Here is a 25682-nt window from a genome sequence, read left to right as displayed (position 1 = left end):
GGGTGCCTTTCGGCCGTCCTGCCGCGCCGCACGGCCGGGATAGTGTTGGAGCAACATGCGCGACTGGCTGCTCTACCTCGTCATCGCTGGGGCCCTGGTATTTGCCGTCTCCAGTTGGTGGGGTGTGCGCCGGCTGAAGGCCAAGCACACCCGCAGTGCGGTCTGGGAAGAAACGCACAACCCCGGTCTGGGCCGGCAAAAGGTCGCGGTGGTGCTGAACCCGATCAAGTCGAGGTCTGCGGAGGCCCGGGTGCTGGTCGAAAGTGCCTGCCTCGCGGCCGGCTGGGAGGCGCCGCGGTTCTTCGAGACGACCGCCGAGGACCCCGGATTCTCGCAGGCCCGGGCCGCGGTCGAGTACGGGGCCGATGTGGTCCTCGTGGGCGGCGGCGACGGCACCGTCCGCGTCGTGGCCGACGTCCTGGCGCACACCGACATCGCCATGGGGCTCCTGCCGCTGGGCACCGGCAACCTGCTGGCCCGCAACATCCACCTGGACATCGGCGACCTGCACGGCTGCGTCCAGATCGCATTGTTTGGCCACCAGCGCTTCATCGACACCGCCCGGATGACGGTGGAGAACGCCCTGACCGGGCAGTCCGCGGACCACGCCTTCCTGGTGATCGCCGGCATCGGCATGGACGCCGAGGTTGTGGGCGACACCAATGACGGGCTCAAAAAGGCGGTGGGCTGGCTCGCCTACACGGAGGCCGGGGTGCGGCACCTTCCGGGCCGCCGCAAAAAGGTCGCCATCTCGCTCGATGACCAGCCCGAACAGTCACGGAAGATCCGGAGCGTCCTGTTCGCCAACTGCGGGCTGATCCCCGGCGGCATCGACTTCATTCCGCAGGCCATGATCGACGACGGCATGCTGGACGTGGTGGTGATGAGCCCGCGCAGCGCGATCGGCTGGCTGGCCATGTACTGGAAGATTGTGCTCAAGCACAAGCGGAATCTGCCGGTGATGACGTACTACCGCTCGGGCAAGATCGTGATCAAGTGCGCCGAACCGATGCCGACCCAGGTCGACGGCGATCCGTCCGGCGAGGCCACAACGGTCACCGTCCAGGTGGCACCCGGCTCACTGCTGGTCCGGGTCAAGGAAGGCGTCGGCCGGGAAGACACGCCGTAAGGCTAGCTGGCTTCCTTCTTGGCGTCGGCTGCCTTCTCCTTCTCCGCTTCGGCAGACTTTTTCGCCTCCGCGGCAGCCTTGGCGGCGCGGGCCTCGGACTGCTCGCGGATCATCGCCTGCTCCTCCTCGAAGCGCAGCCGGTCCGCCCGGTCGGCGTCGTCGCCGTCCCAGTCCTGGTTCTCAGCCGTCGGCTTGGGGTTCACGATCATTCCCTGGCCGTCATTCTCTGTGCTGGTGCCTGACATGGCCCGCTCCCTCCGGTGGACTACCCCAATATGGATCAGGCAAGCATACGCACAGTTTCCAAGGGGTGGAAGTGCCGGATGAGGCATTTGTCTACGCTGTGGGCGAAGCCTCTGGGTTATATTCCTGCACCACAGATGCCCCGCTGAGAATGTCTTCGACCCAGGCGTGGGCCGCCCGGAATGCCTCGTCGGAGGTATGCGGCGCGACGTCGGCGCGCTGGCCGTCGGCCCGTCCGTAGGAGCCCAGGAATCGTGTGGCCGGGCTGATCCGGTGCAGCCCGGCAAGGGCGTCGGCCACCCGGGCGTCGCCCACGTGGCCGTCCGCGTCGATGCTGAAGAAGTAGTGGCCCAGGTACTGCCCGGTGGGGCGGGACTCGATCCTGCTCAGGTTCACGCCGCGGGTGGCGAACTGGTCGAGGATTTCCATCAGGGCGCCGGGCCGGTCCTCCGGCAGCGGGACCACCACGGTGGTCTTGTCCGCCCCGGTCCGTTCCGGCAGGACGCCGGGGCGCCCTACCAGCACGAAGCGGGTCACGGCGCCCGGGTTGTCGCCGATGTTCTCGGCCAGCACCGCCAGGCCCGGCTGCTCGGCAGCGACGATCGGCGCACAAATCGCGGCGTCGTAGTGCGGATCTTCCTCCAACAGGCCCATGGCGGCGGCCGCGGTCGAGGATCCCGGGATATATTCAGCATCCGGAATATTCTGGTCGACCCAGAGCCGGCACTGTGCCCAGGCGTGTCCGTGGGTGGAGATCCGGCGGACGTCCTCGATCCGGACGCCGGGCCGGGCGACGAGCACAAAACTGATGGGCACGAGCGCCTCGCGGAGGATCCGCAGCTCCTGTCCGGTGGCGATCGCGTCCAGGGTGGCGGTGACCCCGCCCTCCACGGAATTCTCGATCGGCACCATCGCCGCGTCGGCGGATCCGTTGCGGACCTTGTCCAGCGCCGTGTTGACGTTCGAGGAGGGGATCCGGACGGCATCCGCCGCCCCGGGCACCTGCATCAACGCGGCCTCGGTGAACGTGCCTGCGGGGCCGAGGAAGGTGTAGGTGACGGGGGAAGCGGGCATCGGGCTTGTCCTTCGGTTACAGGATGACGGGCTTGAGCCCGTTGTCGGAGACGAGCGGCAGGCCGTTCTCAAGCCACTGGTCCATGCCGCCGGCGACGTTCAGCGCGGAGTAGCCGTGGCCTACCAGCCACTGCGCGGCGCGGAAGGAACGGCCGCCGGTGCGGCAAATGATGTAGAGGTCCTCGTCGGGGTCCAGTTCGTCGAGCCGGGCCGGGAGCTGGTCGAGAGGGATGTGCAGGGCACGCTCGGCGTGGCCGGCCGCCCACTCGTAGTCCTCGCGCACGTCCAGAAGCCGCGCTGCTTCCGGAATGTCAGAAACGGTCACGGTGTCGATGTCGCTCATGGTCGTCCTTTCCGCTGGAACCACGTTTACTTCCAGCGTATCGCCAGCGGTTGGAGGCATGCCCAATCACGCGGCACGTTACGCTTCTGGAGAGCGCAAAGGAGCCCCTTGGCTGAGATTCACGAACTGTCCGCCGTCGCGCTCCGGGATGCCCTGCGCTCCGGCGAGCTCTCGGCCCGCCAGGCCGCTGCGCACTTCCTGGACCGCATCGGCACCGAAAACCCGCACCTTGGCGCGTTCATCACGGTCACCGCGGAGCAGGCCCTCAAGGATGCCGCCGCCGCGGACAGCCGCCACTGCGTCGCGGCCGACGACGGCGACGCGGCCCTGCCGCCGCTGCACGGCATGCCGACGGCCTTCAAGGACCTGACCGACGTCGCCGGCGTCGTCACCACGCACGGAAGCGCCGCCCTGGAACACAAGCCGGCCCCGGCTGACGGCGCCCTGGCCGCAGCGCTGAAGGGCGCCGGCGTCATCTCGCTGGGCAAGACGCAGGTTCCGGAGTTCGGACTGACGGCCTACAGCGAGAACCGGATTGCGCCGCCGTCGCGCAACCCGCACGCGTTGAGCCGCAGCTCCGGCGGATCCTCGGGCGGCAGTGCCGCCGCCGTCGCCGCCCGGCTGTTGCCCTTCGCCCCGGGATCCGACGGCGGGGGGTCCATCCGCATTCCCGCCGCGGCGTGCGGGCTGGTGGGCCTCAAACCGGGCCGCGGGCTGGTCCCGGCCGGGGAAAGCACCGGAGACCCGGCCAGGCTGGTCGTGGCCGGCCCGCTGGCCCGCTCCGCGGCGGATGCTGCCCTGCTGCTCGACGCACTCGTCCCGCCGGAGAACGCACCTCAGGCCGCGGGGCGTGCGCCGGGGCAATCCGCCGCTCCCCGGGCCAGCTACCTGGAGCTGGCCCGGCAGGATCCGCCGCGGCTGCGGATCGGCGTCAGCCTGGACAGCCCGTGGCAGGCGGTCTTCCCCGTCACGCCCGAACGCGAGGCCCTCGACGCCCTCGCTGCGGGGATCCGGCTCTTGGAGGCGGCCGGCCACGAGACCGGCGACGCCGCCATCCGGTACGACAACCGCTACCCGGCCGCGTTCACGACAGCCTGGACCGCCGGCGTCGGCAGCGCCCGCATCGCGCCGCAGCGCGAAGCGCTCCTGACCCCGCTGACCCGGACGTTCCGGCGGCGCGCCCAGCAGCGCAGCGCAGCGAAACTGGACGAGGCCCTCGGGTTCCTGCGGCAGTTCGAGCGGGACACGCTAGCGCAGTACTCCGCCTGGGACCTGGTCTTGAGCCCGGCGCTGGCGCAGACGCCGCGTCCGGTGGGCTGGTTCACCGGCGCCGCGCACGGGGACGGCTACTGGCCGGCGGCCGAGTGGGCCACCGACGCGGACGACGACTACCGCAAGCAGTGCGAGTTCGCGCCGTGGTCCTCCCTGGTCAACGTCTGCGGGCTGCCAGCGATCAGCATCCCGGTGCACTGGACCGGCGGTACGCCGGGGTCGGGCGTGCCGATGGGCATCCAGCTGGTGGGCCCCCGCGGGTCCGAGGGGCTGCTGCTGCAGGTGGCAGCGCAGCTGGGTTTCTAGGCAGCCGGCGGCAGGGATTTCCCGGGCCGCCGCCGCTTGGGGTTTACTGGTCCCGACGCGGGTCAACGACAGGAGAGCGATCTATGAAGATCACCGGAGCAGTGCTTGAGGAAATCGGCCGCCCCCGGCCCTTTGCCGAGTCCAAACCCATCAGCATCGCGGAGCTGGAACTCTCTGCCCCCGGGCCCACGGAAATCCTCGTCCGCCTCGAGGCTGCCGGCATCTGCCACTCGGACCTCAGCGTTGTCGACGGGAACCGGGTCCGGCCGGTGCCCATGCTGCTGGGACACGAAGCCGCCGGCCGGGTGGTCGAAGTCGGCGCGGACGTCACCGACCTGAAGCCCGGCCAGCGGGTGGTCATGTCCTTCCTGCCGCGCTGCGAGCAGTGCGCCAACTGCACCGCGGACGGCCGGCTCCCCTGCACCGCCGGCTCAAAGAGCAACGGCGAGGGCAGCCTGCTACACGGTTCCATGCACCTGAGCCGCGGCAGCGAGACCGTCTACCACCACCTCGGCGTCTCAGGTTTCGCCACCCACGCCGTGGTGGACCGGGCCTCGGCGGTACCGGTCGGCGACGACATCCCGGCGGACATCGCCGCCGTCCTCGGCTGCGCGGTCCTCACCGGAGGCGGCGCCGTGCTGAACGCCGCGAAACCCCGGCCCGAGGACAGCATCATGATCGTCGGGCTGGGCGGCGTCGGCATGGCCGCGCTGATCACCGCCGTCTCCCAGGGCGTCTCCCGGATCGTGGCCGTGGACACCTTGGCGGAGAAGCTGGAGCACGCCCGCCGCCTCGGCGCGCACGAGACGTACACCCCGCAGCAACTGGCCGAACAAGGCGTCAAGGCCAAGTTCGTCGTGGAATGCGCCGGCAGCGCCCGGGCGTTCGAGACCGCGTTCGCCGCGACCGAAGCCGGCGGCACCACGATCACGGCCGGGCTGCCCTCCCCCGACTCCCGCGCCCAGCTGTCCCCGCTGACCATCACGGCCGAGGCCCGCACCATCGTCGGCAGCTACCTCGGCTCGGCCGTGCCGGCGCGCGACATCCCCAAGTACGCCCAGCTCTGGCGGGACGGGAAACTGCCGGTCGAGGAGCTCATTTCGTCCCGGATCGCCCTGGCGGACATCAACCAGGCCATGGACCAGCTCGCAGACGGCAAGGCGGTCCGCCAGGTCATCATGTTCGACGCCGGATAGGCGGCCGCTGGGCGGCGAAACACCTTTGGATTGACTTGCCCCGGGCCGCCGCGGATGTGACAATCGCGCACCGCAATGTCAGCATTAAGTAAATGAGCACAACTCATTTAGCCAATCCCCCCGCTACAACGCCGGGCGATACCTCGTTTTTTGGCCACCCGAAAATGCTGGCCAGCCTCTTCTCCGTAGAAATGTGGGAGCGCTTCTCCTTCTACGGAATGCAGGGGATCCTTCTCTACTACATGTACTTCTCGGCCGCCGAGGGCGGCCTTGAGATCAACAAGGCCCTCGCCGCGAGCCTGGTGGGCGCCTATGGTGGCGGCGTCTACCTCTCGACCATCCTGGGCGCCTGGCTCGCCGACCGGCTCTTCGGTTCCGAGCGTGTGCTGTTCGGTTCCGCCGTCATGATCATGGCCGGCCACATCGCCCTCGCCCTCATCCCGGGCGTGCCGGGCCTGGTTGCCGGCCTCGTGCTGGTGGGCGTCGGTTCCGGCGGGCTGAAGGCCAACGCCACCGCCCTGGTGGGAAGCCTGTACCGCGAGAAGGACGAACGCCGCGACGCCGGGTTCTCCATCTTCTACATGGGCATCAACGCCGGCGCCCTGATCGGCCCGCTGGTCACCGGCTGGCTGCAGGAGAGCCAGGGCTTCCATTGGGGCTTCGGCGCCGCCGCCGTCGGCATGGCCGTGGGCCTGGGCATCTATGCCCTCGGCCGCAACAAGCTCCCCGAGGAGGCGCACCGGGTTCCCAACGCGCTGCCCGTGGCAGAACGCACCAAATACGGACTGATCTTCGCCGTCATCGCCGCGGTCATCGCCGTGCTGCTGGCCACCGGCATGGTCAACGCAGACAACCTCGCCATGTCCATGGCGTACGCCGCCATCGGCGCGTCGGCCCTGTACTTCGTCCTGATCTTCAGCAGTAAGAAGGTCAACGCCACCGAACGCGGCCGCGTGGCAGCGTTCATCCCGCTGTACATCGCCTCCGCCGCGTTCTGGGCCCTCTTCCAGCAGCAGTTCACCTTCATTGCCGTGTACTCGGAGGAGAAGCTGGACCGGAACCTGTTCGGCTGGGAAATGCCGGCCGCCTGGGTCCAGTCCATCAACCCGGTCTTCATCATCATCTTCGCCGGTGTCATGGCAGCCCTGTGGACCCGGCTGGGACGCAGGCAGCCCGGCTCGGCGCTGAAGTTCTCGATCGGCCTGTTTGTGATGGGACTCGCCTTCCTGGCGTTCATCCCGCTGGCCGGCGGCGGCAAGACACCGCTGCTGGCACTGGTGGGGATCCTGCTGCTGTTCACGCTCGCGGAGCTGTTCCTCTCCCCCATCGGTTTGTCGGTAACCACCAAGCTGGCCCCCAAGGCCTTCCACACGCAGATGGTGGCCCTGTTCTTCCTCTCGGTCTCGCTGGGCACGACCCTGGCCGGGATGCTCTCGGGCCTCTACAACCCCGACGACGAACTGCCGTACTTCATCGGCGTCGGCGGCACGGCCATGCTCCTGGCCGTCGGCCTGGCCGCGGCTTCGCCTGCCATCAAGAAGCTCATGGGCGGCGTACGCTGAGCTAAATGAGCTCCCTTCATCGCCCGCCGGTTGAGGCCCGCGTCTACGTCCCCGCCCCCGGCGAGGCGTCCGACGTCGAACCCATGCCGGCGGGCGATGTCACTGAGGGCGTGGTCCGGGTGGGCGGCACCATCCGCCGCCCGCACCAGCCGCAGTCCCTGGCCGTCGCCGCATACTTGGACTGGCTCGAGGACGCCGGATTCGAGGGCTCACCGAGGTTCCTGGGCCGCGACGCGGAGGGCAGGGACGTGCTCACCTTCCTGGCCGGACAATGCGCCGGGCCAGTCCCGGAGGCCTGGGTCCAGTCCGAGGAACTGCTGGCCTCCGTGGCCCGCCTGGTCCGGCGGCTGCACACGGCCTCGTCCGGCTTCGTGCCGTCCGCCCATCCGTTCCCGCCCCGGTTCCCGGCGGGCGCCGTGAGCCAGGACCCGGCAGAACTCGTTTGCCACCTTGACGTCACCCCGCAAAACGTCGTCGTCCGGGACGGACTGGCCGTCGGGTTGGTGGACTTCGATCTCGCCGGCCCCACCACGGCCTTCAAGGATTCCTTCAACGCCGCATCGCACTGGGCACCGCTCCGGGACCCGGCCGACGCGTGGGCGGGCTGGGAAGCCACCAACCCGTTCCGGCGGCTCCGGATTTTCGCCGATGCCTACGGCTGGAATGATGCGGAACGGCGGGCGTTGCCGGCGTTCGGAATCGAGGCCGCCGCACTGAGCTACGAACGGATGGAGCACAACGCGAGGGTCCTCGGCGGTGGCTGGGCCCGGATGTGGGACGAGGGCGTCGGCGACATGATCCGCCGCCGCGGCGCCTGGCTGGAGGCCAACACGGGCCGACTGCTGGACGCGCTCAGCCGCTAGGTGCCCCGGGTTCGGCGGCCGCTCAGCGGCTAACGGGTTCGACGGCGCCCAGCAGGGCAAGCTCGGATCGCCGCGGCATCCCTTCCCAGTCCCCCGACACCAGGCACGCGTAAGCCCCCGTGCGCACCGCCGTCAGCAGCCGCTCACGCACCGGCTGCCCCTCGAGCAGTTCGGCGAGGTAGCCGCCGACAAAGGCGTCACCCGCCCCCACGGTGTCCACGGCCCGGACCGCAATGGCGTCCTGTTGGTGCTCCTCGCCGTCCACGAGGGCCACGCATCCTTGCGCGCCGAGTTTGATGACCACCTGCGCCGGGCCAAGGGCCGCGAGCCGCCGTGCCAGGTCGAGCGGTTCCGCCGCCTCGCCCACCACGATCGCCGCCTCGTCGTCGCCGGCGAACACCACGTCCGCCTGCCGCACCAGCGCCTCGAAGGCGGTTGCCGCGGCGTCCTTCGGCCACAGGGCGGAGCGGTAGTTAAGGTCGAAGGACACCAGGGTGCCGGCGGATTTGGCGCAGTCGATGGCGGCCTGGACCGCCGCCGCGGCAGACCGGGACAGCGCCGGGGTGATGCCGGTGACGTGGAGCAGGCGGGCGGCAGCGATTTTCCGTTCCGGAACGTGCTCCGGCGCAAGCGTCGATCCCGCACTTCCTGAGCGGTAGTACCAGACCCTGGCCGTCTCATTGGTGCGGCGTTCCTTGATCATGAGCCCGGTGGGGGCGTGGGGGTCACGGCCGCACTCGACGTCCAGCCCCTCCGCCATCAGCTCCCGCAGGACCAGGTCGCCGAGGCTGTCCGCGCCCACCCGCCCCACCCAGGTCACCGAGGTGCCCAGCCGGCGCAGGGCGATCGCGACGTTGCTTTCCGCGCCGCCAATGCCCAGCCGGAGTGACTCCGTGAAGGCGAGGGGTCCTGGGGTGGAAGCCTTCATCAACGCCATCGTCTCGCCGAGGGTGACGACGGCGCTCGGTCCGGCGCTCACCCCGCGCTCCCGGCGCCGCGCGCTTCGGCGACCAGGCGGCTGACCCTGGCCGCCCGCCGGGTGAGCTCTGAGAGGTCGCCGCCTTTGAAGGCGTCTCCGATGAGCGGGCCGCCCAGGCTGACGGCCAGGGCCCCTGCCCGGATCCAGCCGGGCGCATCCTCGATTGCGACTCCGCCGGAAGGGATGACCGCAAGCTCCGGAAACGGGCCCCGGAGCTGGGCAATATAGCCGGGGCCGACCGTCGAGGCGGGGAAGATCTTGACGGCCGTGGCGCCCGCCCGCCATCCGCTGAACAGTTCCGTCGGCGTCAGGCCCCCCGGGAAAACGGGGATGTCCCGCTCCGCGGCGGCGCGGACAATGGCGCTGTCGGTCACCGGGGTGACGAGGAAACGCGCCCCGGCGTCGAGGGCTTCTCCGGCCTCCGTCTCCGCCGTGACGGTGCCGACGCCGATTTCGGCCTGGTCTCCGAAGTCCCGGATAAGTCCCGGCAGGAGCTCGAAGACCCCTGCCGTGCTCAATGTCAGTTCGATCGAGCGCACTCCCCCGTCCGCGAGTGCGGCGATGACGGGCGCGTATTCGCGGGCATGGCCGGCGCGCAGCACCGCCACCACGGGGTTCGCCTGCAGGATGGCGCTCGGCGCGGGCCGCCGGAGGGTATCCGTCCCGCTGCTCACGTCACGGTTCCCAGTTGCCATGGCACAAATTCTTCCTGTCCGAGGTCGAGTTCTTCGCTGACGGTCTTCGCTCCTGATGCCACGGCGAGGATGCGGGCAAAGATCAGCTCCCCCACCTCCTGGACTGTCGCTTCGCCGTCGACGATGACGCCGCAATTGAGGTCCAGGTCCTCCGGCATGCGTTCGTAGAGCTCGGTGTTGGTGCCCAGCTTGATGCTGGGCACGGGCTTGCAGCCGAAGACGGAGCCGCGGCCGGTGGTAAAGCACACGACGTTGGCGCCGCCGGCCACGAGCCCGGTGACGGACACCGGATCGTAGCCCGGCGTGTCCATGAAGACGAGCCCCGGGCTGGTCATCGGCTCGGCGTAGGCGTAGACGGCAGACAGCTCAGCCTGGCCGGCCTTGGCCACGGCGCCCAGCGATTTCTCCAGGATCGTGGTCAAGCCCCCGGCCTTGTTGCCGGGCGAAGGGTTGTTGTCCAGGCTTCCGCCGCCGGAGCTGGCGTAGTCCCGCCACCATTCCAGTTGCCCCAGCAGTCGCTGCCCCACCTCGGGAGCGATCGCCCGGCGGGTGAGCAGGTGCTCGGCCCCGAAGACCTCGGGCGTTTCGGCGAGCGCCGACGTTCCGCCGTAGGCGACCAGCAGGTCCGAGGCGACCCCCAGCGCGGGGTTGGCCGTGATGCCCGAGTAACCGTCCGAGCCGCCGCAGTTCAGGCCCAGCACAAGCTCGGCAACGTCCACGGGCTCCCGCTGCAGTTCGTTGATGGCCGGGAGCATCCCTTCGATCAGGGCCACCCCCGCCTTGACCGTGGCCCTGATCCCGCCCGAGTCCTGGATGGTGAGCCGTTCGATCAGCGCGGGCGCGGTTTCCGGGTCGAGGAAGCGTTCCGTCTGGAGCATCTCACAGCCGAGTCCGAGGACCAGCAGGCCGGCGAAGTTGGGGTGCGCCGCGTAGCCGCGCAGGGTACGGACCAGGACTTCGGCGCCCGAACTGCCCAGCACCATGCCGCAGCCGCTGCCGTGGGTCAGGGCAAAAACGCCGTCGACATTGGGGAAGGCGTCAAGGGCGCCGCCGCGGAACTGGTCTGCGATCATCCGTGCGGTGCTGGCCGAGCAGTTAACGGAGGTCAGGATGCCGATGTAGTTGCGGGTACCGACCTTGCCGCCGGCCCGGCGGTAGCCCTGGAATGTGGGGCGGGGTCCGGCCGGAACGGCAGGGCTGACGCGTGCCGTGCCAAACTCGTAGTCCTGCTTCACCTCGTCCATGCCGAGGTTGTGCGTGTGCACGTGGTCCCCCGGCCGAATTCCCGTCAGGGCGCGGCCGATCGACTGTCCGTACTTGTGCACCGGCGCGCCGGCGGCGACCGGCTTCAGCGCGATCTTGTGCCCGCGCGGGACGTTGGCGCCGACTTCCAGCACCGGGCCGGCGGGGTCCGATGCGGCGGGGTCCAATGCTGCGTCCTGCAGCCTGGTTCCGGCGGGGAGGTCGCGGGTGGCGACCCCCACGTCGTCGCCGGCAGCCAGCTGCAGGATGCAGGACGCGAGCGGGAGGGTTGCGGCGGTGGTCTCGGGGGCGTTCACCAGTCGTGCACCGTCCCGTCAAGCAGGCGGGCCGTGGGAAGGTATGCCGGGGTGTACTCGAAGCCGGCGGCGAGCTCGTCGTCGTAGTCCACGCCCAGGCCGGGGTTGTCCCCCGGGTGCAGCAGCCCGTTCTCGAAGGTGTAGCTGGTGCGGAACACCTGCAGGGTCTCCTCGGAGTGCTTCATGTACTCCTGGATGCCGAAGTTGTGGATCGCCAGCCCCAGGTGCAGCTGGGCCGCCTGGCCCACCGGGGAGATATCTGTCGGGCCGTGGAAGCCCGACTTGATCTGGTAGATGGCGGCGAAGTCCATGAGTTTGCGCAGCGCCGTGATGCCGCCCGTGTGGGTCACTGCGGAGCGGACGTAGTCGATCAGCTGCTCGGTGATCAGCGTCTGGTAGTCGTAGACGGTGTTGAAGACCTCGCCGATCGCCAGCGGGGTGGTGGTCTGGGACCGGACCCGGCGCATGCCCTCCTGGTTTTCCCCGGGGGTGCAGTCCTCCAGCCAAAACAGGTCGTACGGCTCGAGGCTCTTCCCCAGCGAGGCCGCCTGGTTCGGCGTCATCCGGTGGTGGCCGTCATGCAGCAGGACCAGTTCCGGTCCGAACTTCTCCCGGACCGCGGCGAAAACGCCCGGAACGTGGCGGAGGTAGGCGCGGGTGTCCCAGAGTTCCTCCGCCGGTTTCGGGAGGCGTTTGGCGGGTTCGTAGTCGTAGCGCTGTCCGGGGCGCTGGTCCCCGGCGACGCCGTAGATCTGCCCCAGCCCGGGGACGCCGGTCTGGACGCGGATGGCTTTGAAGCCCTGGTCGAGATGGTTCTGGATCGAGACGCACAGGGCGTCCAGGTCGGTGCCCGACGCGTGGCCGTAGGCGAGGCAGCCGGTGCGGGAGGCGCCGCCCAGCAATTGGTACAGCGGCAGGCCGGCCACTTTCGCCTTGATGTCCCAGAGTGCGACGTCGACGGCGGCAATCGCGGCCATCGTGATGGGGCCGCGCCGCCAGTAGGCGCTGCGGTAGAGGAACTGCCACGCGTCCTCAATCATCGCCTCGTCGCGCCCGATGAGCAGCGGGACCACGTGCTCGGTGAGATAGGCGGCCACGGCCAGCTCGCGGCCGTTGACGGTGGCGTCGCCAAGCCCCACCACACCGTCGTCGGTGGTGATGCGCAGGGTAACGAAGTTCCTTCCCGGACTGCTGACCAGGACCTCGGCTGAGCGTATCGTCATTGATGTTCCTTCCGGGTCAGCCGCGGGCGGCGTAGGACTGCAGGGGCAGGTTGTAGGTGAGGTCGACGGCGGTTTCCACGGCTTCCGCCATGCCCAGCCGCCCCTCGGCGACGAGGCGCGCCAGGTACCCGGCGTCGATCCGCCGGGACAGGTCGTGGCGGGCCGGGATGGAGGCGAGCGCCCGGGTGTCGTCGACGAAGCCGCTGGTGTTGTAGAACCCGGCCGTTTCGACGGCGGATTCACGGAAGCGCCGCATCTGTTCCGGGCTGTCCAGGAACCACCAGGGGGCTCCGAGTTTCATGGCGGGATAGCAGCCGGCGAGGGGCGCGAGTTCCCGCGAGTAGACCGTTTCGTCGGTGGTGAAGGCGATGAAGCGGAAGTCCTTGCTCATGCCGAAGCTCTCCAGCAGCGGCCGCAGGGAACGGGTGAACTCCACGCCGACGGGGATGTCGAAGCCCTTGTCCGGGCCGTAGGAGTCATACACGCTGTGGCAGTGGTTGCGCAGCACTCCGGGATGGAGCTGCATCACCAGGCCGTCCTCGACGGACATCCGGGCCATCTCATACAGCATGCTGCCGGAGAAGGCCTGGGCCTCCTCGGCGGTCACTTCCCCGCGGACCGCCGCGGCAAAGATCCGCTGCGCCTCCTCCGGCGGCAACGGGGTGGTGTCCGCCAGCAGATGGCCGTGGTCGGTGGCGCGGGCGCCGGCGTCGACAAACGCGTGGCGCCGCTGCCGGAGGGCTGCCAGGAAGCTGGCGTAGTCCGCTACCTCCAGCCCGGAAACCTCCGAGAGCATCCGGATTTCGTCCTGCCACCTGGGGTGGTCGATGTGCAACAGCGAATCGGGCCGGAAGGTCGGGACGATCCGGCCCGGCCCCAGGGCGTCACTCAGTTTGCGGTGGGCGGAAAGGTCGGACAGCGCCGAATCCGTGGTGGCCAGAATTTCCACGTTGAACCGGTCAAGAATGGACCGCGGGCGAAACGCTTCGGTGTGGAGCAGGGCCGAGAGCTTGTCGAAGAGGACATCGGCATTCTCCGCGGACGGCTGCAGCGGCGTCTCGAAAACGACCGCCAGCTCGTGTTCGAGCCAATAGCGGGTGGGTGTTCCGCGGAACAGTTTCCAGTTCTCGCAGAAACGCCGCCAGATCAGGCGCGCGTCCCGCTCCGCCAGGGCCCCGTCCTGCCGGTTCGCCACACCGAGTTCGGCCGGCGAGTAGCCCTGCGAGACCAGCATGCGCACCAGGTAGTGGTCCGGAATCACCAGCAATTCCGCGGGGTTCCCAAAGAATTCGTTGTCCACGAACACCTCAGCCTCGACGTGGCCGTGCATCGACACGATGGGCAGTGCTGACACGGCGTTGTACAGCTCCCGGGCGATGCTCCGTGTTGCCGGATCCGCAGGAAGGGCCCGGTCCGGGTCGATAGCCCAGGCAGTGGAATCACTCATGTAATTTGCCTCTCCAATGAAACAAAATGCAACAAAATTAGCGTTTGAACTAAATCTAAATATGCACGCCGATGCCTCGTAAAGCAATGAAAGTGGCGTAATTGCCGGGATTTCGCCGCGGTGGGCCCTAGCCTTCAAATGATTCTTTCCGAAACTATTGACAGATCATTGCAAACGGTTGCAGGATGTGACGGACCGCACATGACCGCGGCTGACGACGATGTTAGGTGAAGTACGCATGAAGGGATCCATCACGGTCCGGGACGTGGCGAAGGCGCTGGGCGTCTCGCCGTCAACGGTGTCCAGGGCCCTGTCCTCCTCGGATCTGGTCGCCCCCCGCACCCGCCAGCAGATCGTCGACAAGGCGCGGGAACTGGGCTACACCCCCAACAACGCCGCCCGGGGACTCGCCACCGGCCGCAAGGGCACGCTCGGCCTGGTGGTGCCGGATCTCGAGAACCCCTACTTCGCCTCGGTCACCAAGGGTGTGCAGGCAAGGGCCCTCGCCGCGGGCTATTCAGTCTTCGTGGCCGACTCGGATGAGGACAGCCGCGTGGAGCGGGAGCTGGTGAGCAAGCTCAAGCCGCAGGTGGACGGGCTGATTCTGTGCTCCTCCCGGATGTCCGACGCGGACCTGGCGTCCCTGCTCGGCGGTATCCCCGTGCTGCTGATCAACCGGCGCATGCAGGGCCTGCCGGACATCACGGTGAACGACCAGGAAATCGTCCGCCAGGCCCTCGAACACCTCCACGCGCTGGGACACCGGAAGGTCGGCTATGCCGGCGGCCCCACCGGCTCCTGGTCGGACCAGCAACGCCGCCTCGGCATCGAACAGGCCGTCCCGGGCCTGCCCGGCCTCGAGGTGATGTCGCTGGGCTCGTTCGCGCCGGTCTTCGGCGGCGGCCAGTCCGCGGCGGATCTCGCCGTGGCCGCCGGCCTGACGGCCGTCCTGGCCTACAACGACCTCATGGCCCTGGGCATCATCGCCCGGCTGCATGCCCGGGGCATTACCGTCCCGGACGAGATGAGCGTGGTCGGCATTGACGACATCAACGCCGCAACGCTCGTCTCCCCCGCTTTGACCACTGTCCGGGCGCCCCTGCGGAAGGTTGGCAGCGCCGCCGTCGACCGGCTGGTCGACAGCCTGGATCCCCATTCGGCCCCCCGCGCCGCCGAGTACCTTCCGATCGAAATCGTTGTCCGGCAGTCCACATCCGTAGTGCCCTCCGCCATCCGTGAGCGTCCGTCCGGCAACGCTGCCGGACGCAATGAAAGGAAATCCCATGCGAGCATCTAGAAGAGTCCAGTGGGCAGCAACCCTCGGCGTGGCCGGGCTGCTGGCCACCGGCTGTAGCGCCCCGGGGAGCGACAACGCCTCCGCAGCGACGCTGTCCGCCGGCAGTGTTCCGGAGAAGCCCTCCAAGGCCGTGACCCTGAACATCCTCGACGTTGCCGGCAACAAGCAACTGACCGGCGCCATCTTCGACCAGTTCGCCAAGGACCACCCGGACATCATCTCTTCGGTCACCTGGGAGACCGCCGGCGCCCCCGACATGGCCGGCAAGGTCAAGGCCCAGCAGCAGGCCGGAAACCTCAAGATCGACCTCGTCCTGACCGGCACCGACGGCCTCGCCGCAGGCATCAGCGAGAGCCTCTTCGCCCCGGTCGCCAAGGACTACAAGGACCGGCTGGGCAACATGGCCAACTACCAGGAGCCTGCCGCCGCGATGCAGAAGCTCGCGCAGGACCAGGCCGTCGCGCTGACCTACTACCCCTCCGGGCCGCTGCTGGAATACAACCCGGACAAGGTGCCCAACCCGCCGAGCACGGCAGAAGAACTCCTGAGCTGGGCCAAGGAGCACCCGGGCCGCTTCGGCTACGCCCGCCCGGCCAACTCCGGCCCCGGCCGCACCTTCCTCATGGGGCTGCCGTACATCCTCGGCGACTCCGACCCCAAGGACCCGGTGAACGGCTGGAGCAAGACCTGGGACTACCTAAAGCAGCTCAACCAGAGCGTCACGTCGTACCCGACCGGCACGGGCGTGACCATGAACAACTTGAAGAACGGCACGTGGGACATGGCGATCACCACCACGGGCTGGGACATCAACCCCCGCGCGCTGGGCCAGGTGCCGGAGAACTTCAAGACGAAGGCGCTCAAGGGATTCACCTGGGTAACTGACGCGCAGTACGCCGCGGTGCCCAAGGGCGTCTCCGCGGACAAGATGGCGGCAATCCTGCAGGTGCTGCAGTACGCTCTGACCCCGGAACAGCAGGCCAAGACGTTTGATACCGGCTACTTCTACCCGGGCCCGGCCATCAAGGACGTCACGGTTGACCTCGCCCCGCAAGCCAGCAAGGACGTCATCGCGAAGTTCGGCCGCCCCGAATACGATGCGCTGATCAAGGACAACCCCAAGGCCACGCCGATCGACGCCGCCGCCCTGGTGAAGGCCTTTGACACCTGGGACACGCAGGTGGCCACCGGAAAGGTTGAGCAGAAGAAATGAGCATTCACGCCACGAGTTTTGAGACGCTCGAGCTTGAAAATGTGGCCCGTTCGTTCGGCGGCCAGAACGCGCTCCGGAACCTCAACCTCTCGATCCGCAGCGGGGAGTTCATCGCCCTGCTGGGACCGTCCGGTTGCGGGAAGTCGACGGCGTTGAACTGCCTGGCCGGCCTGCTGCCGCTGACCGGCGGGCGCATCCTCATGGACGGCAAGCAGATCGACCAGCTCCCGCCCGAGAAGCGCGGCTTCGGCATGGTTTTCCAGAACTACGCCCTGTTCCCGCACCTGAGCGTGGAGAAGAACATCGCGTTCGGCCTGGAGATGCGCAACGTTCCCAAGGCGGAAATCAAGAAGCGTGTGGCCGAGGCGATCGACCTGGTCCAGCTCGGGCCGCACGCGAGCAAGCTGCCGGGCCAAATGTCCGGCGGCCAGCAGCAGCGCGTGGCAATCGCCCGCGCCGTCGTGCTCCGTCCGCCGCTGGTCCTGATGGACGAGCCGCTCTCGAACCTGGACGCGAAGCTGCGGCTGGAGATGCGGACCGAGATCCGCCGGCTGCACCAGTCGCTTGGCCTCACCACGCTCTACGTGACGCATGACCAGGAGGAGGCGCTGTCGCTGGCCGACCGGCTTGTGGTGCTCCGCCTCGGCGAGGTGCAGCAGGTCGGCACGCCGCAGGAGCTGCACGAGCACCCGGTCAACTGGCATGTGGCGGACTTCATGGGCTACCGCAACCTGTTGGAGGGCGTCGTGGAACGGGTCCACGGCGGCGCCGTGACCGTTTCGGTCCTCGGCACCACTATTACCGGTTCCACCAGGGAACCGCTCCGCGCCGGCGACGCGGTGAAGGTGGGGCTGCGCCCCGAGGACTTCGACATCGCCCCGGCGGGGACGGCTCCGGCCGGCCTTGCCAGCATCGACGCGACGGTCGAAGTCGTCGAATACCAGGGCCGTGAGTTCGCGGTCGAGGCCCGGTCCGACGCCGGAAAGCCGCTGCACGTCCGGACGCCCCGCCATGTGGAACCCGGCCAACGGGTCACCCTCACCGCGGCACAGGAGCGGGTGCTGGTCTTCCCGGCCGAGCTTTCGCCGACGGCGAGCCCGGCCCCCGAGCTTGAGGCGGCGGTACTGTGACCCTCACCGGGCAGCGCCCGGCCCGGGTGGGGCAGGAGGAACCGGGAACCCGGCCCGCACTGTCCCACCGGCTCGCCGAACGCGGCATCGACAAGCTCCTGCTCCTGCTGCTGCCCGCGCTGGTGTTCGCCCTGGTGCTGTTCGTCTACCCGTTCGTCTACGGCCTGGGCCTGTCCTTCCAGCCGAAAACCGGCGGACTTTTCGGCGCCTACGTGAAGTTCTTCACGGACCCCTCGGTCAGGGGGCTGGATTCGATCTGGGTGACCCTGCAGCTGGCACTCCCGGCGGCCCTGCTGAACGTCCTGGTCTCGGTTCCGATCGCCTACAAGATGCGCGGGAAGTTCCGCGGCAAGCGCGCCCTGACGACGGTGCTGGTCATCCCGATCACGCTCGGCACCGTCCTCACCGCCGAGGGCCTGCTGAACTTCTTCGGGCAGCGCGGCTGGCTGAACCGCTTCCTTGGACTCCTCGGATTCGAGCCGCTCCAGCTGGTCCAGAACTACTGGGGCGTGCTCTGGTCCCTGATCATCTCGGGGTTCCCGTTCGCGTTCCTGCTGATCCTGTCCTACCTCTCCGGCATCGATCCCTCGCTCGAGGCGGCTGCCCGGACCCTGGGCGCGGACTGGAAGCAGCGTTTCCGCCGGATCACCCTGCCGCTCCTGGCACCCGGGCTGGCCATCACCTTCTGCCTGACCTTCGTCCTGGCCTTCAGCGTTTTCCCCTCGGCCATCCTCGTCGGCGACCCGTCCGGGTCCACCCGGGTCATCGCCTACGTGGCCTACAACGCCTGGGGCCAGCAGTTCGACTACCCGCTCGCGTCCGCGGCGGCCATCGTCATGGGTGCCGTGGAACTGGTCGTCATCGTTCTGGTGCTGATCTGGCGCTCCCGCATGTACAAAGGATCCACCGGAGGTAAGGGCTGATGAGCCTCACACTGAAACCAAAGTCCGGCGCCACGCCCGCCGCCGCCAAACGGCCGCTGGCGGCCTCCCCGGGAACGTTCCTGATCTGGGGAAGCATGGCCGTGTTCCTGCTGCTGCTGCTCGGTGTGGTGTCCTCCGTGGTCGTCAACTCCTTCGCCAAGGAATGGTTCGACACCTGGCTGCCGTCGGGCTACACCCCCACCTGGTACGCCGACGCCTGGAAGGAATACGACCTCGGCCAGGTCATCGGCACCACGCTGACCGTCTCCATCGCCGTCGTCGGAATCTCCGTGCTGATCGGCGCGCCTGCCTCCTACGTGCTGGCCCGCCGCAGTTTCCCGGGCAAGAACATCCTGATGCTCGTCTTCCTGCTGCCGATCATGATGCCCCCGATCACGTATGGGATCCCGCTGGCGACGCTGCTGACGTACTACCACCTGGCACCGGGCCTGACGGGCGTGATCCTGGCCAACCTGGTTCCGTCCATCCCGTTCGTCATTCTGACCATGACGCCGTTCATCGAGCAGATCAACCCGTCGATCGAGTCGGCGGCCCGGATGTGCGGCGCCAACATGCTGCGGCTTTTCACGAGGATCCTCGCGCCGCTCCTGGTGCCGGGCATCCTTGCGGCCGCGGTCCTGGTGCTGGTCCGGACGGTGGGCATGTTCGAGCTGACCTTCCTGACCTCGGATTCCACCTCCGACACCCTTGTCGTGGCGCTGTTCACGGCCATGACCGGGGCCGGTATCCGCGCCCAGCAGTCCGTCGACGCGATGGCTGTTGTCTACATGCTCATGATGATGGTGCTGCTGGTAGTGGCCCTCCGGTTCGTCAATCCCACCCAGCTTGTCTCGCAGGTCCGGGAAGAGACGGACTGACCGCCGGGCGGCCGCCCGCTGCCCTCCCCCGCCGGCTGAAAGGCCAACGATGTCTGCAATTACCCTCACCGACCGCCTGTCGCTGGCCACTGTGGCGGCGGCAGCGGAGCGCCCCCGCGTCTCCGGTCCCGCCGTGGATCCTCGGGCCCTCAGCACCGGCCTGGTCCACTTCGGCGTCGGCGCCTTTCACCGCGCGCACCAGGCCGTGTACACCGAGGACGCCGCCGCGGCTACGGGCGATACCCGGTGGGGAATCCTCGGCGTCACCGGACGGTCGGCGCGGGTAGCGGAACAGCTCGGACCCCAGGACGGCCTGTATTCGGTGCTGACCAAGGCCCGGGACTCCTCGTCGCTGCGCGTGATGGGCTCGATGCGCGGGGTGGTGTTCCCGGGAACCGGATCCGAGGAGGTACTCCGGACGCTGGCGGCGGAGAGCGTTCATCTGGCATCGCTGACCATCACCGAAAAGGGTTACCCGCGGAGGCTCGGCGGCGGCCTGGATCTCGGCAATCCCGCGGTGGCGGCGGACGTGGACGCGCTGAAGGCCGAAGTCGCCGGCCGGAGCTTCGCCGGGCCGGGCCGCACCCCGCTCGGCCTGCTGGTCCGGGGGCTGGCCCGGCGCCACGCGACCTCCGGCGCCCCGTTCGCCGTGATGTGCTGCGACAACCTGATGTCGAACGGAAGCGTCACCCGCGGCCTCGTGCTGGAACTGGCTGAGGCGGCAGGGGCGCACGGACTGCTGGAATGGCTCGACGCAGCCGTCACGTTCCCCTCCACCATGGTGGACCGGATCGTTCCCGCGACAACCGAGGCGAACCGCCGGGAAGCCGAACGGCTGCTGGACCTGAGGGACGAGGGTCTGGTGGTGGCGGAGCCGTTTGGCCAGTGGATCATCGAAGACAACTTCCCGGGACCGCGCCCGGCGTGGGAGCGCGCCGGAGCTATCGTCACCGCCGACGTCGGCACCTTCGAACTCGCGAAACTGCGGATGCTCAATGCCACCCACTCCCTTCTGGCGTACCTCGGGGCACTTCGGGGGCACCCGACGATCGCCGACGCCGTCGCTGCGGACGGGCTTGTGGAAGAGGCACGCCGCCTGCAGCGCAACGACATCATTCCCACCCTGACGGCCCCGCCCGGCACGGACCTGGCGGCCTACGGCGAATCGATCCTGGAGCGGTTCGCCAACCCGAACCTGGGGCACACCACCATCCAGGTCGCCATGGACGGGTCGCAGAAGCTGCCTGTCAGGATCCTCGGGACGGTAGCGGACCGGTTGTCCGCGGGCGAAATCCCCTACTCCGGGGCCCTGCTGGTCGCGGCGTGGATGGTGTTCATCTACCGCGGTCGGGACGTCAACGGCCGGCCGCTGGGCCTGGACGATCCGCTGGCGGAAGCGCTGCGGGCAGCCGCGGCCGGCTCTGAGGCCGGGCTCGCCGGCCGGCTCCTGGCGGTCAAGGAAATCTTCCCCGAGGAACTCGCGGGACACCCGGGATTCCGCGCTGCGGTCGCCGAGGCGGTCCGGAAGGTGCTCTCAGAGGTTCCGTAACCGAGGATGCCACCCGCCGGCAGCCCGTTGCCGGACGCTTACGCGGCGATGAAGTCCGCGTTCGAGAAGGCGACGCCAAGGGTGACGACCACCAGGACCGTGATGGCAATCGCGGCGTAGCCCAGGACCAGCCCCGCGATCGCCAGGCCCCTGCCGGCCGGCTCGCGGTTCAGCGCGAGGTGCCCGAGGACGACCGCGGCCAGCTGCGGGAGCAGGAAAAAGCCGAAGCCCAGGAAGGATGCGATGCCGCAGCACAGGCTCGCGATGCTCAGGGCTTTCGGGGCGGCCGGCACGCCGTAGTAGTTCGGCTGGCCGTAGGCATCGGCGTACGGTCCTGCCGGCGGCCCGTAGCCGCCGTAGTGCCCGGCCGGCTGCCCGGGGTGCGGTGCCATCGCCGGCATCGGGGGCACCTGGCCGTCGGCACCGTACGGCGGGTTCCACGGCGGCTGGTCCCCGCGCTGGGCCCCATCGTGCCTGGTCTGATCGGTCATCGTGTTCCCCTCTGACATGTGTCCCTCCAGATTACCGCCGCAGGGTTTTCCCGGCCGGGGGCGCGGCGTCACAGCGGCCCGATTCCGGCGAAACCATGTTGCCCTTGGCCCCGCGTCTGGCATGCTGGAGCCATGGCTAGCCGCGCGGGCACAGTTGCCCAACCCCAAGACCTTGTTGACCTCACTGCGCTCCTCGACGCGTACTACGACGTCTCGCCGGATCTGGGCGACCCCGGCCAGCGGGTGGCGTTCGGAACCTCCGGGCACCGGGGCTCCAGCCTCAAGGCCTCGTTCAACGAGCCCCACATCCTCGCCATCACCCAGGCCATCGTGGAATACCGCGCCGGCCAGGGCATCGCCGGTCCGCTGTACCTCGCCAAGGACACCCATGCCCTGAGCGAACCGGCCCAGAACTCGGCTCTGGAGGTCCTCGCGGCCAACGGCGTGCACGTCCTGATCGACGCCCGCCACGGCTACACGCCAACGCCTGCCCTGAGCCACGCCATCCTGACCCACAACAACAACTCGCCCGCCGGCGCGCCGCAGGCCGACGGGATCGTGGTGACTCCCAGCCACAACCCGCCCGGCGACGGCGGTTTCAAGTACAACCCGCCGCACGGTGGCCCGGCCGACACCGATGCCACCGGCTGGATCGCCAACCGCGCGAACGAGCTGCTGGAGAACGGCCTGCGCGGGGTCAAGCGGGTCCCGATCGCCGAGGCCACGGCCGCCGGCACCACCGGCAAGTTCGATTTCCTGTCCAGCTACGTCGATGACCTACCGTCCGTGCTGGACCTGAACGCGATCCGCGACGCCGGAGTCCGCCTCGGCGCCGACCCCATGGGCGGCGCGTCCGTGGACTACTGGGGCGAAATCGGCGAACGCCACCACCTCAACCTCACCGTGGTAAACCCGACCGTCGACCCGCAGTGGGCCTTTATGACGCTGGACTGGGATGAGAAGATCCGGATGGACTGCTCCTCGCCGTCGGCGATGGCGTCCCTGATCAACCGGATGGCTGTTGGTGCGGACGGGTCCGCACCCTTCGACGTCGCCACCGGCAACGACGCCGACGCCGACCGGCACGGCATCGTCACGCCGGACGGCGGCCTGATGAACCCCAACCATTACCTCGCCGTCGCGATCGACTACCTGTACCGGCACCGCACCGGCTGGAACCCTCAGTCGGTGATCGGCAAGACCCTGGTGTCCTCCTCCATCATCGACCGGGTGGCCGAAAGCCTGGGCCGGAAGCTCGTCGAGGTGCCGGTGGGCTTCAAGTGGTTCGTGCCGGGACTGCTGTCCGGCGAGGGAGCCTTCGGCGGGGAGGAATCCGCCGGCGCCTCGTTCAACAAAATGGACGGCAGCGTCTGGACCACGGACAAGGACGGCATCCTGCTGGCGCTGCTGGCTTCCGAGATCACGGCCGTGACCGGCAAGTCGCCGTCGCAGCTGTACAAGGGGCTCACGGACCGGTTCGGTGACCCGGTGTACGCGCGCATCGACGCCGCCGCCACGCGGGAGCAGAAGGCCGCACTGGGCAAGCTGTCGCCGTCGGACGTCACCGCGACGGAACTGGCCGGCGAAACCATCACCGCAAAGCTGACCGAAGCGCCCGGGAACGGCGCGGCCATCGGCGGCCTCAAGGTGGTCACCGAGAACGCCTGGTTCGCTGCCCGGCCGTCCGGTACCGAGGACGTGTACAAGATCTACGCCGAGTCCTTCAAGGGCGCGGACCACCTCAAGCAGGTGCAGGCCGAAGCCAAGGCCCTGGTTGACGGGGTGATTTCCTAGCCGGTTCCCGGGCCCGGAGGCGCCGCGGGCTCCACCCGGACGCTCAGGCGGTCTGTTCCTCGCGGAGGCTCGTTGCCAGGACCGACCGGTCCCGGCCGAGCGTTTTGGCGTGGTAGAGCGCGGCGTCGGCCGAGGCGATCAGGGCCTTCAGGTCGACGCGGCCCGGCCCGGTCGAGGCAATCCCGTAGCTGACGGTGGGGAGGCGGGCTGCGACGTTCGGTTGTGCTTCCTGCAGCCGGCGGCTGATGACGGCCGCCATCTCGCCGGCACGCTCGGGGCTGAGGCCCGGCAGGAGCAGGATGAACTCCTCCCCGCCGAAGCGCCCCACGAGGTCGGTGGAGCGGACCGCGGACGTGCACGCGGCAGCGAACGCCTGCAGCGCCTCGTCCCCGGCCGCGTGCCCGTACTGGTCGTTGACGGCCTTGAAGTGGTCCAGGTCGGCCAGGACAAGGGCGGCGGTGGTCCGCGCGCCGCTGAGGCGGCGGAGTTCATTCTCCGCCAAGTCCACGAAGGCGGTGCGGTTGAGGAGCCCCGTAAGCCCGTCGACCGTGGCGCGCGCCCGCAGGTCACGGGTCAGCTGTTCGTTGCTCAGCTCCGCCATGGTGAACGACGCCAGCACCAGGATCATCGAGGTGAGGAGTGTCGTCACCACCGAACCGAAAAAGGCGACGAACACCGGCCCTTCCGGGCCGTCGATAACAAAGGCGATCAGCCGGCCGGCGTAGAAAACTGCCAGGAATGCCGAGCCATAGGCGAGGGGGCGGTGCACTCGGGAGTAGTCGACGTCGAGCACGAAAAGCTCCCGGGACGAGAGGCCTAGCATCAGCCCCATCATGCCGAGCAGGACCGCGCCGCCGGACCAGTTGTTGGTTGCCGGATGGTCCAGGATCGACAGCACACCCGTCACGGCCGGGCCCGCCAGCATGACCCACAGGTGGGAGCTTCGGTTGCGCAGCGACCGGGCGCCCGCCCACATGGCTACAGCTCCGCCAACCAGCAGGGTGTTGCCCAGCGGGTTGGCCCACGCCTGGTAGACGGTACCGTCCAGCAGATACGACGCCGATCCGGTGAGGAACATCAGCAGGGCGGAGCACCACCATCCGCTGAAAGGGGAACGGGTCCGCCGGTAGGTGATGAAGTAGAACAGGCAGAGCAACGTCAGGGTCACTACGGCCAAGGCAACCCGCAAGGTGGAGGTGTCAAGCATCATCCTGTGGTTCCCCCAGCACGCACCTCGTGACCCAGGTCTCCCAGGGTGTCTGACTCCGAATTTTGACCCAAGTATTGCACCTCTGTGAACAAATGAAGAGGTTCATTCACAATGTGGCCTCCCAGAGCCGCAGAAGCCGCCTCGTGGCGTGCCCGCCGTCGGGAGCCATGTCCACCAGCGCGACCCGGTCCAGCTCCACGTGATCGCCCGCCCTGGGCGCCTTCTCGCCCCGGTGGGATACATGCGGACGGAATCCCGCCATGGTGTAGCCGGGTGTGGCGATCCGGCCCGGCAACGCCTCGACCGCCCGCACGAGGGCCTCATGAAGGGCCTGAAGCGGGGCACTGGCCTCGATCAAGCTGACCGGGACCGAGCCGCCGCGACCAAAGCCTGCCTCGCCGCCGACGGTCAGGGTGGTCCCCAGGGCGGCCCGGACCGGCGCGTCCATCAGCGCCGCCACGCGGGCGGCCAGGGCATCACCCGCGACGGCGGCAGCGGCGCCGCCGTTATCCCCGCCGCCGGGCTGCCCTTCACCGGGCTGCCCGACGACGTCGAACTTCACCAGGGTGATGTGCAGCGGCCAAGCGTCGCGGGGGAATTCCATGCCCTCGGTCACCGGCTCCAGGAAAGCGACCACAATCAGGTTCCGCATGGGCATAGTCTGCCACTGCCCACCGACGCGATCGCCTGCCGCCGGGTTAGACGGTGCGGACCACTTCTTCGTAGGCGAACTTGGGCTTCGGGGCACCCCAGGCGTTCTCGGCGGCGTGGCCGATGTTGACCACCATGAAGCTCTTCTGGCTGCCGTCCGGGAAGAACGCGGCATCGATCTTGCCGAAGTCGGCGCCCGTCATGGGTCCGGCCGAAAGCCCGAGAGAACGGACGGCGAGGATGAAGTAGCCCGCCTGGAGGTGGGCGTTGTTGTTGCCGGTGGCCGCGGCGAGGTCCGGGGCGGCGTCGTACATGGCCTTGGGGGCGTTGTAGCCGGGGAGAAAGGTGTCCCACTGCTCGTGCCACGCCGTGTCGGTGCTGAGGACCGCAACCAGTGGCGCGGTCGCGGTCTTTGCGCGGTTCCCGGCGGACAGGGTGTCCACCAGAGCGGCGCGGGCCTCGTCCGAGCGGACATAGGTGACACGCAGGGGCTGCGAGTTGAACGCGGTGGGACCGAACTTGGTCAGCTCGTAGATGGCGCGGGCCTGCTCGTCCGTGACCTCGCCGGTAAAGGCGTTGGCCGTGCGTGCCTGGGCAAAGATGGCGTCCACCGCTGCGGCGTCGATTACTGCTTCTTCATGGGCGATGGTCATTC

The 25682-nt window shown here is 68.7% G+C and carries 24 protein-coding genes; 12 read left to right on the top strand and 12 right to left on the bottom strand.

The window, feature by feature from the left end:
• The first annotated feature begins 55 nt into the window (after positions 1-55).
• A complete protein-coding gene (locus FFF93_RS00530; RefSeq protein WP_138767812.1) occupies positions 56-1129 on the top strand; it encodes a diacylglycerol kinase family protein in 1074 nt (357 codons plus the stop codon).
• Positions 1130-1131: 2 nt separating this feature from the next.
• Here the strand turns inward: FFF93_RS00530 and FFF93_RS00525 are convergent, their stop codons facing one another.
• The 3 genes from FFF93_RS00525 to FFF93_RS00515 form a co-directional block, all read right to left on the bottom strand.
• Complete coding sequence (locus tag FFF93_RS00525) at positions 1132-1374, bottom strand: hypothetical protein (protein WP_138767813.1); 243 nt, start codon at positions 1372-1374, stop codon at positions 1132-1134.
• 91 nt (positions 1375-1465) lie between these two features.
• Positions 1466-2446, bottom strand: coding sequence for a prephenate dehydratase (pheA, locus tag FFF93_RS00520; RefSeq protein WP_138767814.1), 981 nt, complete (start codon positions 2444-2446; stop codon positions 1466-1468).
• A gap of 16 nt (positions 2447-2462) precedes the next feature.
• Positions 2463-2789: a rhodanese-like domain-containing protein gene (locus FFF93_RS00515; RefSeq protein ID WP_138767815.1), complete on the bottom strand. Its 327-nt coding sequence runs from the start codon at positions 2787-2789 to the stop codon at positions 2463-2465.
• Positions 2790-2897: 108 nt separating this feature from the next.
• Between FFF93_RS00515 and FFF93_RS00510 the strand changes: the two genes are divergently transcribed.
• The 4 genes from FFF93_RS00510 (at position 2898) to FFF93_RS00495 (ending at position 7988) form a co-directional block, all read left to right on the top strand.
• A complete protein-coding gene (locus FFF93_RS00510) occupies positions 2898-4367 on the top strand; it encodes an amidase (protein ID WP_138767816.1) in 1470 nt (489 codons plus the stop codon).
• 83 nt (positions 4368-4450) lie between these two features.
• Entirely contained in the window at positions 4451-5563 is a 1113-nt protein-coding gene (locus FFF93_RS00505) for an alcohol dehydrogenase catalytic domain-containing protein (RefSeq protein WP_138767817.1), read from the top strand.
• Between the two features lie 92 nt (positions 5564-5655).
• Complete coding sequence (locus FFF93_RS00500) at positions 5656-7125, top strand: peptide MFS transporter (protein ID WP_138767818.1); 1470 nt, start codon at positions 5656-5658, stop codon at positions 7123-7125.
• 5 nt (positions 7126-7130) lie between these two features.
• Complete coding sequence (locus FFF93_RS00495; RefSeq protein ID WP_186372197.1) at positions 7131-7988, top strand: phosphotransferase; 858 nt, start codon at positions 7131-7133, stop codon at positions 7986-7988.
• Positions 7989-8010: 22 nt separating this feature from the next.
• On the opposite strand, the gene FFF93_RS00490 is transcribed toward FFF93_RS00495, so the two are convergent.
• From FFF93_RS00490 to uxaC, 5 genes are read right to left on the bottom strand one after another with little or no spacing between them, the layout of a single operon-like run.
• Positions 8011-8967 (bottom strand): sugar kinase, encoded by a 957-nt coding sequence (locus tag FFF93_RS00490; RefSeq protein WP_138767819.1) that lies wholly within the window; start codon positions 8965-8967, stop codon positions 8011-8013.
• Positions 8964-9662 carry a bifunctional 4-hydroxy-2-oxoglutarate aldolase/2-dehydro-3-deoxy-phosphogluconate aldolase gene (locus tag FFF93_RS00485; RefSeq protein ID WP_138767820.1) on the bottom strand — a complete coding sequence of 233 codons (699 nt, stop codon included), beginning with the start codon at positions 9660-9662 and terminating at the stop codon, positions 8964-8966. Before FFF93_RS00485 ends, FFF93_RS00490 begins: the two co-directional genes overlap by 4 nt.
• Positions 9638-11221, bottom strand: a complete 1584-nt coding sequence (locus tag FFF93_RS00480) for a UxaA family hydrolase (RefSeq protein WP_138767821.1) — start codon at positions 11219-11221, stop codon at positions 9638-9640. Before FFF93_RS00480 ends, FFF93_RS00485 begins: the two co-directional genes overlap by 25 nt.
• A complete protein-coding gene (gene manD, locus FFF93_RS00475; RefSeq protein WP_138767822.1) occupies positions 11218-12444 on the bottom strand; it encodes a D-mannonate dehydratase ManD in 1227 nt (408 codons plus the stop codon). The genes FFF93_RS00480 and manD overlap by 4 nt, the downstream gene beginning before the upstream one ends.
• Positions 12445-12460: 16 nt before the next feature.
• Positions 12461-13891 (bottom strand): glucuronate isomerase, encoded by a 1431-nt coding sequence (gene uxaC / locus FFF93_RS00470; RefSeq protein ID WP_138767823.1) that lies wholly within the window; start codon positions 13889-13891, stop codon positions 12461-12463.
• Positions 13892-14129: 238 nt separating this feature from the next.
• Between uxaC and FFF93_RS00465 the strand changes: the two genes are divergently transcribed.
• Genes FFF93_RS00465 through FFF93_RS00440 form a run of 6 tightly spaced genes read left to right on the top strand, consistent with a single transcriptional unit; the run spans position 14130 to position 20881 of the window.
• On the top strand, positions 14130-15188 hold the full coding sequence (locus FFF93_RS00465) for a LacI family DNA-binding transcriptional regulator (protein WP_138767824.1): 1059 nt from the start codon (positions 14130-14132) through the stop codon (positions 15186-15188).
• The gene (locus FFF93_RS00460) at positions 15175-16401 is read left to right on the top strand and encodes an extracellular solute-binding protein (RefSeq protein WP_138767825.1); all 1227 of its coding nucleotides are present in this window, start codon (positions 15175-15177) and stop codon (positions 16399-16401) included. Before FFF93_RS00465 ends, FFF93_RS00460 begins: the two co-directional genes overlap by 14 nt.
• Complete coding sequence (locus FFF93_RS00455; RefSeq protein ID WP_138767826.1) at positions 16398-17531, top strand: ABC transporter ATP-binding protein; 1134 nt, start codon at positions 16398-16400, stop codon at positions 17529-17531. Before FFF93_RS00460 ends, FFF93_RS00455 begins: the two co-directional genes overlap by 4 nt.
• Positions 17528-18454, top strand: a complete 927-nt coding sequence (locus FFF93_RS00450) for an ABC transporter permease (protein ID WP_138767827.1) — start codon at positions 17528-17530, stop codon at positions 18452-18454. The genes FFF93_RS00455 and FFF93_RS00450 overlap by 4 nt, the downstream gene beginning before the upstream one ends.
• On the top strand, positions 18454-19332 hold the full coding sequence (locus FFF93_RS00445) for an ABC transporter permease (protein ID WP_138767828.1): 879 nt from the start codon (positions 18454-18456) through the stop codon (positions 19330-19332). The genes FFF93_RS00450 and FFF93_RS00445 overlap by 1 nt, the downstream gene beginning before the upstream one ends.
• A 49-nt stretch (positions 19333-19381) precedes the next feature.
• A complete protein-coding gene (locus FFF93_RS00440; protein WP_138767829.1) occupies positions 19382-20881 on the top strand; it encodes a mannitol dehydrogenase family protein in 1500 nt (499 codons plus the stop codon).
• Between the two features lie 38 nt (positions 20882-20919).
• Here FFF93_RS00440 and FFF93_RS00435 read toward each other — a convergent pair whose 3' ends face one another.
• Positions 20920-21372 carry a DUF4190 domain-containing protein gene (locus FFF93_RS00435; protein WP_138767830.1) on the bottom strand — a complete coding sequence of 151 codons (453 nt, stop codon included), beginning with the start codon at positions 21370-21372 and terminating at the stop codon, positions 20920-20922.
• 132 nt (positions 21373-21504) lie between these two features.
• Between FFF93_RS00435 and pgm the strand changes: the two genes are divergently transcribed.
• Positions 21505-23166, top strand: a complete 1662-nt coding sequence (gene pgm, locus FFF93_RS00430; protein WP_138767831.1) for a phosphoglucomutase (alpha-D-glucose-1,6-bisphosphate-dependent) — start codon at positions 21505-21507, stop codon at positions 23164-23166.
• A 43-nt stretch (positions 23167-23209) separates the two neighbouring features.
• On the opposite strand, the gene FFF93_RS00425 is transcribed toward pgm, so the two are convergent.
• The 3 genes from FFF93_RS00425 to FFF93_RS00415 all read right to left on the bottom strand — a co-directional run bounded on the left by FFF93_RS00425 (position 23210) and on the right by FFF93_RS00415 (position 25680).
• Positions 23210-24376 (bottom strand): GGDEF domain-containing protein, encoded by a 1167-nt coding sequence (locus FFF93_RS00425; protein ID WP_138767832.1) that lies wholly within the window; start codon positions 24374-24376, stop codon positions 23210-23212.
• A gap of 106 nt (positions 24377-24482) precedes the next feature.
• Positions 24483-25028 carry a 2'-5' RNA ligase family protein gene (locus FFF93_RS00420; RefSeq protein WP_138767833.1) on the bottom strand — a complete coding sequence of 182 codons (546 nt, stop codon included), beginning with the start codon at positions 25026-25028 and terminating at the stop codon, positions 24483-24485.
• A gap of 46 nt (positions 25029-25074) precedes the next feature.
• A complete protein-coding gene (locus tag FFF93_RS00415; RefSeq protein ID WP_138767834.1) occupies positions 25075-25680 on the bottom strand; it encodes a malonic semialdehyde reductase in 606 nt (201 codons plus the stop codon).
• Positions 25681-25682: the final 2 nt, after the last annotated feature.

Origin of the sequence: Arthrobacter sp. KBS0702, assembly GCF_005937985.2 — a bacterium.
In the GTDB taxonomy this organism is placed as follows: domain Bacteria; phylum Actinomycetota; class Actinomycetes; order Actinomycetales; family Micrococcaceae; genus Arthrobacter.
This window is presented reverse-complemented; position numbering and strand designations above follow the sequence as displayed.

Bases quoted from the DNA above. Each gene is read 5' to 3' on its own strand.
- manD (WP_138767822.1), bottom strand. From the start codon at position 12,444: ATGACGATACGCTCAGCCGAGGTCCTGGTCAGCAGTCCGGGAAGGAAC.
- FFF93_RS00505 (WP_138767817.1), top strand. From the start codon at position 4,451: ATGAAGATCACCGGAGCAGTGCTTGAGGAAATCGGCCGCCCCCGGCCC.
- FFF93_RS00500 (WP_138767818.1), top strand. From the start codon at position 5,656: ATGAGCACAACTCATTTAGCCAATCCCCCCGCTACAACGCCGGGCGAT.
- FFF93_RS00460 (WP_138767825.1), top strand. From the start codon at position 15,175: ATGCGAGCATCTAGAAGAGTCCAGTGGGCAGCAACCCTCGGCGTGGCC.
- FFF93_RS00440 (WP_138767829.1), top strand. From the start codon at position 19,382: ATGTCTGCAATTACCCTCACCGACCGCCTGTCGCTGGCCACTGTGGCG.
- FFF93_RS00435 (WP_138767830.1), bottom strand. From the start codon at position 21,372: ATGACCGATCAGACCAGGCACGATGGGGCCCAGCGCGGGGACCAGCCG.
- pheA (WP_138767814.1), bottom strand. From the start codon at position 2,446: ATGCCCGCTTCCCCCGTCACCTACACCTTCCTCGGCCCCGCAGGCACG.
- FFF93_RS00445 (WP_138767828.1), top strand. From the start codon at position 18,454: ATGAGCCTCACACTGAAACCAAAGTCCGGCGCCACGCCCGCCGCCGCC.
- FFF93_RS00485 (WP_138767820.1), bottom strand. From the start codon at position 9,662: ATGGCAACTGGGAACCGTGACGTGAGCAGCGGGACGGATACCCTCCGG.
- FFF93_RS00455 (WP_138767826.1), top strand. From the start codon at position 16,398: ATGAGCATTCACGCCACGAGTTTTGAGACGCTCGAGCTTGAAAATGTG.
- uxaC (WP_138767823.1), bottom strand. From the start codon at position 13,891: ATGAGTGATTCCACTGCCTGGGCTATCGACCCGGACCGGGCCCTTCCT.
- FFF93_RS00425 (WP_138767832.1), bottom strand. From the start codon at position 24,376: ATGATGCTTGACACCTCCACCTTGCGGGTTGCCTTGGCCGTAGTGACC.
- pgm (WP_138767831.1), top strand. From the start codon at position 21,505: ATGGCTAGCCGCGCGGGCACAGTTGCCCAACCCCAAGACCTTGTTGAC.
- FFF93_RS00515 (WP_138767815.1), bottom strand. From the start codon at position 2,789: ATGAGCGACATCGACACCGTGACCGTTTCTGACATTCCGGAAGCAGCG.
- FFF93_RS00530 (WP_138767812.1), top strand. From the start codon at position 56: ATGCGCGACTGGCTGCTCTACCTCGTCATCGCTGGGGCCCTGGTATTT.
- FFF93_RS00525 (WP_138767813.1), bottom strand. From the start codon at position 1,374: ATGTCAGGCACCAGCACAGAGAATGACGGCCAGGGAATGATCGTGAAC.
- FFF93_RS00495 (WP_186372197.1), top strand. From the start codon at position 7,131: ATGAGCTCCCTTCATCGCCCGCCGGTTGAGGCCCGCGTCTACGTCCCC.
- FFF93_RS00465 (WP_138767824.1), top strand. From the start codon at position 14,130: ATGAAGGGATCCATCACGGTCCGGGACGTGGCGAAGGCGCTGGGCGTC.
- FFF93_RS00415 (WP_138767834.1), bottom strand. From the start codon at position 25,680: ATGACCATCGCCCATGAAGAAGCAGTAATCGACGCCGCAGCGGTGGAC.
- FFF93_RS00420 (WP_138767833.1), bottom strand. From the start codon at position 25,028: ATGCGGAACCTGATTGTGGTCGCTTTCCTGGAGCCGGTGACCGAGGGC.